At 38.1% G+C, this 4,851-nt stretch carries 4 protein-coding genes; 1 reads left to right on the plus strand and 3 read right to left on the minus strand.

The features are described 5' to 3' along the window. The 3 genes from VNJ50_RS01345 to VNJ50_RS01355 all read right to left on the minus strand — a co-directional run. The coding region (locus tag VNJ50_RS01345; protein WP_325578324.1) for a UDP-2,3-diacylglucosamine diphosphatase at positions 1-377 on the minus strand (377 nt) is incomplete at its 3' end. Between the two features lie 178 nt (positions 378-555). Further along, complete coding sequence (locus VNJ50_RS01350; protein WP_325578326.1) at positions 556-1,005, minus strand: 6-carboxytetrahydropterin synthase; 450 nt, start codon at positions 1,003-1,005, stop codon at positions 556-558. A gap of 877 nt (positions 1,006-1,882) precedes the next feature. Then, positions 1,883-2,935, minus strand: a complete 1,053-nt coding sequence (locus VNJ50_RS01355) for an endonuclease/exonuclease/phosphatase family protein (RefSeq protein ID WP_325578328.1) — start codon at positions 2,933-2,935, stop codon at positions 1,883-1,885. 243 nt (positions 2,936-3,178) lie between these two features. On the opposite strand from VNJ50_RS01355, the gene VNJ50_RS01360 reads away from it, so the two are divergent. Continuing rightward, positions 3,179-4,851: TonB-dependent receptor (locus VNJ50_RS01360; RefSeq protein ID WP_325578330.1), on the plus strand; the 1,673-nt coding region annotated here is incomplete at its 3' end.

Here is a 4,851-nt window from a genome sequence, read left to right on the forward strand (position 1 = left end):
CCATGACCAATAAAAAAGGTTTGGTCATTAAAAACAAATTCTTTTGGTTGGTGAAAAACAGGAATGTTGAGTTCTTCTTCAAAGTAGCCATCCATCCACAAATCGTGGTTGCCAACAAAATAGTAGATGGGAATTCCAGAATCGCTTATTTCGGCAAGCTTGCCCAAGGTTCTTGTAAATCCTTTTGGAATCACGGTCTTATATTCAAACCAAAAATCGAACAAATCTCCCAATAAAAAAATAGCTGCAGCATCACCTTTGATCTCATCCAACCACGCTACAAATTTTTTCTCACGTGGGTACGATGCCTCTTTGGTGGGCGCTCCGAGATGGTTATCTGAAGCAAAGTATATTTTTTTCCCTTTTGGAATATTCATTAACAACTATTTAAATTCCTGCGAAGGCAGGAATCTCATGATTTAAAACAAAATAGATGTGATTTCTGTCCTTTACAGCATTTATGTCTACTAAAACAGAACACATCAACATTAACAATTTCTCTTTACTAACCTCTACCCACTATCCTACTACCCTCTATCCACTATCTGCTGCCCCCTAATTATCGCTCGCAAACCATTCTGCAAAACTCGAATCGGTTTCTTGTAATCTTAAGGAAAACAATTGGATATTTTCAGGCAAATGTTTTTTTATTTTTCCGGCAAAATCAATGACCATCATTTCGCTGGTAGGCTGATAATCTACCAACAGCACGTTATGGCCGCGGTCCGCCAGTTCTTTAGCCAATTCCACATGTGGTGTGTTTTTATTAAACACCGTGGCGTGATCAAAAACATCGACAATCTCACCTTTAACAATTTTCTTTAAATCTGAAAAATCGATGACCATCCCATATTTCACATTGGAGGTATCGCTGATTGGCGTACCAATAACCGTGACAAATAGTTTATAACTGTGGCCGTGTACGTTTTTGCATTTGCCGTCATAACCGTATAGGGCATGACCAGTTTCAAAAGAGAATTGCTTTGTAATTCGGATTTTGCTCATATAGCGTCAATTTGTTGCAAAGATATTCAATTTGTAAAAAGGAATCCGTTTTTAAAAGACATTTGGATGGGTATGGCTATTAATTATTTGTCCTTGAGCTTTTTAATTGTTTTGGATTATGGAGCGGACTTTAAAGCTTTATATGGTCTTGCGGTTTGTTGATAACCCAGTGCTAAGGTTTGAAGTTTTAGATTTTTTGAGCAAATGGAAAAACAGATGAATATAAGACATAATATTGTGAAAACCAATTTCGTGTCGTGTATTGTCTGCTTTTGTCTGGTTTAACCGTTTTTATGGGGGTTTTGTTCGAGTCTTGTTCGAGACTTGTTCGAGTGAGCTTCGGAAAAATTTGATTTTTTGGGAGGAATGTCGAAGGAAGGTGGGAGAAGGGATGAAAAAAGTAAGTATTTTGCGATTTCCACGGCAAGTTCTCCAACGCATACTGCCTTTTTTAGAGAAAAAGCGATGGACAGTTGGGATAAAGGAGGACAAAATTTAAGCTTTTATTTAAACGCGATGTGCCAATAAAAACTGTTTACAACATTGGCGGTCTTGAAACAGACCCTGTTTTTTTATAAAAATTTAATCGAAATATAAGACTCAACCTCTTTTAAAGTGACTTAAAGGGTGCTTTATGTATAAGGTTATCAAGTCTTAATTGCAAAAGAGCTTAATTTTTATACTTGGAATAATCGAGCTTAAATTATATTATCTTCTTCTTTTTCGATTATAAACATAAACCACAACCAATACAATGGCTAATATTAAAAATAGGCCATTGCCGCTCAAAAACTCAAGAATTTCCATGGGTATAAATTAAAAATGATAGCACCAAAGTTAATTGTTTTGTGGTGCTTAAAAAGGAAATGGCTTTATTTTATTCCACCTCTTTTATCAGATAGATATATACGGGGAAATGATCGCTGAATCCACCAGTAAAGCCGCCATCGGCAAAACTTCTAAAGGGATAGCCCTTCCACTTACCGCGCTTGGTGGTCAGGTAGTTTTTATTGAAAATAAACGCTTTATAAAATCGGAATGATGAATAATCCTTGTCTAAAAATGGATGCGTAATCATAATCTGGTCAAATAAACTCCAAGCATCGCGATAGGCATTAGAGCCCAAACCCTGTTTGTGAAAACGTTCGTAGGGATTATAAATACCTTGTAATCCGACGTCTTCTTGATTGGCTTTGGCCTTCAAAACATTTTTAATACTTGCATTATTAGGGTTGTCGTTAAAATCGCCCATAATTATGATTTTTGCATACGGATCAAGGATGTGCAAGGAATCGATAATTTTTTTGGTCACTTGTGCGGCACCAATTCGATTGTTTCGGCTACGCTGTTCGCCACCACTTCGTGACGGCCAATGGTTGACGATAATATGCATCAAATCGCCATCCAGATTACCGCTTACTAAAAGCTGATCGCGAGTGTAAACCCGTTTTCGGGTAATCTTATCATAAATATATACGGTATGGCTACTTGTGTTAATGGGTTGGAACAGTGCTTTTTGATAAATAAGTCCAACATCAATCCCCCGATTGTCTGGCGAATCAAAATGGACAATACCATAATCTTTTTCTACCAAGAGTGAATCGTTAATGACATCTGCCAAAACGGCTCTGTTTTCAATTTCGGCAACGCCTACTATGGCAGGACTATTTTGAGCTTTGTCAGCACCAATATCCGCGATAACACGCGCCATATTTCTTACCTTTTTTTTATAAACTTCTGATCGGCCGTTACTCATCTCCATAATCGGACTGGCTTCATCAAATTTTGTAGGATCGTTGATGGTGTCAAATAAGTTTTCCAAATTATAAAAAGCAACCGTATGGATTTTAAATTTTTTGGATTCTTGGGCACATAAGGTTGTGGTCAACACTAAAAAAACAGCGGTCGATATGATTTTTATGGAGGTCATGGTATATAATTGAGCGTTTTTGATGTGTTTCTCCTAAGTTGTGCGTATCAAATGTAAATATATACAATAAATAGCTTAGCTTTACGTGTGTAAATATCTAATAATTAGCTTTTTATTACAGATTTGGTCGATCGTTTAAGATGATGGCCAAATCAGTTTGACTTTTAGTTTTGACAAACCGAGTTGTATTTTATGGCAATAGCTAAAATGCAATCAGCATAAAACCTAACCAAAACCAAACAGATGAAAGGGAATTTTATGATTTTTGTATTTGGGATTTTTCCTGTCCTTTCCTTTGCCTGGCAGCAAACCATTGTGAAAGGAAGCGTAATTGATGGTGCAACCTACCAGCCGCTTCACAATGTTGTCATTACCATTGAAAATACCTCTCATACTACAGCAACAGACCTTGAAGGTAAATTTAGTTTTACGGTAGACATTCCATTGGGCGAACAAATTTTAAAGGTCGAAAAAGCAGGATATGTGACCAAGCGTTTTCCTATTGTTGTTCATGAAGGGCAAACTGTTGACATTAGTGATATGACGCTCGATTTGGATGTGGCGGGTTTTAACGATCAATTTATCATTACCTTATCTGATGACGAATTGAGCGATGATGGCAGTGGTGGTGCCGATAATATATCAGGACTTTTACAAGCGTCGCAAGATGTTTTTCAACAAACGGTGGCGTTTGAATTTAGTTCGTCGTTTTTTAATATCAGAGGATTGGATTCTGAAAACGCATTGGTGCTGATCAATGGGATTACGATGAACAAATTATTTAATGGACGGCCACAGTGGAATACTTGGGGCGGACTGAATGATATGTTCAGAAACCAAGAATTGACCACCAATTTGGCAGCTTCAAACTACACATTTGGTGGCGCTTTAGGATCGACCAATATTAGTACTCGAGCTTCAGAATACCGAAAAGGCGGCCGGGTAACGTATTCGTCTTCCGATAGAAGTTATTCCCATCGCGTTATTGCGAGTTACGCCACAGGGCTCATGAAAGGTGACTGGACAGCGGCAGTTGCAATTGGCAGACGTTGGGGCGAAGAAGGATTTCAGGAGGCTACATTTTATGATGCCAATGCGTTTTTTGCTTCGGTTGAAAAGAAAATCAACGATAGGCACAGTATCAATGCCACGATCATTTATACGCCAAATCGTCGTGGTAAATCGTCGCCCAACACCCAAGAGGTTTATGATTTAAAAGGGATTAAGTACAATGAATATTGGGGCTATCAGGATGGTAAGAAACGGAATTCGCGCGTTAAGGAAGTAGATGAACCGATTCTCATGTTAAATCATTATTGGGATATTAATAACCATTCCACCTTGCAAACCAACCTGAGTTATCAATTTGGTAAAACGGGAAATAGCCGTTTGGATTATTCCGGTGGCGCCAACCCGAGTGCGGCGTATTATCAAAAGTTACCAAGCTATGCGTTGGCCGATTCCAAGGGGCCAGATTACGCCAAGGCTTATAAACTGGAACAAGATTTTTTAAAAGATGGTCAAATAGATTGGAACCGCATTTATGATGCCAATATCACCAATACGGTTGCCGGATTACCTGCTGCCTATGCGTTATATGAAGATAGAAATGACGATGCACAACTCACGATAAACTCAATTTTTACGTCGGATGTTTCCGAACATTTAACAATCAACGGTGCTATCAATTACAGCCATTTAAAATCGGAGAACTTTGCACATGTCAAGGATTTATTGGGATCGTCAGGAGTTTTGAATGTGGATTCATTTGACAACATCCAATATGATTTACAAAACCCAAATCGGATTGTTGGCGAAGGCGACCGATTTAAATACAATTATAATCTTTATGCCCACGTTATTTCGGGATTTGCACAAGCACAATTGAGATATCGAAAGTTTGATTTTTTTGGTGC

The sequence above is a fragment of the Gelidibacter sp. genome (assembly GCF_035577925.1).
GTDB lineage: Bacteria > Bacteroidota > Bacteroidia > Flavobacteriales > Flavobacteriaceae > Gelidibacter.